General features: G+C 58.7%; 1 protein-coding gene. It reads right to left on the bottom strand.

Annotation, left to right across the window (positions count from 1 at the left end; all coding sequences use genetic code 11):
- Positions 1 to 1,119, bottom strand: a 1,119-nt coding sequence (locus EJP87_RS16820; protein WP_265332140.1) for a chemotaxis protein CheA, incomplete at its 3' end; no start/stop codon positions are given.
- Positions 1,120 to 1,163 lie beyond the last annotated feature (44 nt).

Genomic DNA, 1,163 nt, shown 5'->3' with positions numbered 1-1,163 from the left:
ATGATTTTCTATCTGCAGAGTCCCCCCCAGCTTTTCTACAGCCTGGCGCACTATCGCCATACCCAAACCCCGCCCGGAGAGCTCTGTCACCCGCTCTGCCGTGCTGAACCCGGAATGAAAAATCAATTCCACAATCTCCTCATCGCGCATATTGGCACACTGCTCGCCACTCAGCAGCCCCCTGGCCACCGCCAAGGCCGCAATGCGCTGCACATCCAGACCACGTCCATCATCCCGAACCAAAATCTCTACCCGATTGCCCTCATTTTGACGGAGCTGTACCTCGATAAAGCCACAGCGCGGCTTGCCTGCCCGCACACGCTCCTCTGGGCTCTCCAGACCATGATCCAGGGCATTGCGCAAGAGATGCAGCAGAGGGTCGCCCATCGCCTGTAAAATGCGTCGATCCACCTCCACATTGCTGCCCTGATAACGCCACTCCACCTCTTTGCCCTGCTCTCGGGCAATCTCCCGCACCATACGCGGCAGGGGATCGAGCAAAATAGAGCTCTCCACCAAAGTCAACTGCTTGGCAGTCTGCAACAGTTCATCGACCATGCGCTGGGCAGCACGCTGCCCCTGATCCATCGATTTTAACAACGCCTTCAATCCCTTCGGCGCACCCAACTGTGGCAACAACTGCCGCAAGTTCTGTACCTGCTGCTGATAGAGCTGCTTCAAACCAATCAACTCTTCGGCTTTGATCAACAACTGATCCAGACGTGTTGCCGCCACACGGATCATCACCTCTGCCACTGGAGCTGCGGCCTCAGCCTCGGCCTTAGCCTGCTCCGGCAGAGAGAGAGCTTCAGAAAGCAGGGGCGCTTTGGTTTGTGCTGCAGTTGTCGGAATAAGCGCTTCGGCCAGAGAGGCCCCCAGAATGGGGGACGCCGCTGCTGCAAGAGGTGAGGCAAGCGCCGAGGCAGCAACTTCGGCCAGAGAGGAGCCCAGAATGGAGGAAACCGATGCAGCAGATGATGAGGCCAAAGCAGCAGGAGAAGAGGCTTCAGGCAGTGCCTGCAACAACGCTGGTGCCGACTCGCTCCTCCCCTCTCGCTGCACCTCTGCCGCTTCTGGCGCAAGCAAAGAGGGGGCTTCGAGAGTGGAGGTCGTGGCCAAGGGCTGTGAGGCTCTCCCCTTTTGTACGCTCTGCACCACTCCCT

This window comes from Candidatus Magnetaquicoccus inordinatus (genome assembly GCF_004217665.1).
GTDB classification, from domain to species: Bacteria; Pseudomonadota; Magnetococcia; order Magnetococcales; family Magnetaquicoccaceae; genus Magnetaquicoccus; species Magnetaquicoccus inordinatus.
The sequence above is the reverse complement of the archived record's forward strand: the minus strand, read 5'-3'. Positions and strand labels throughout refer to the sequence as shown.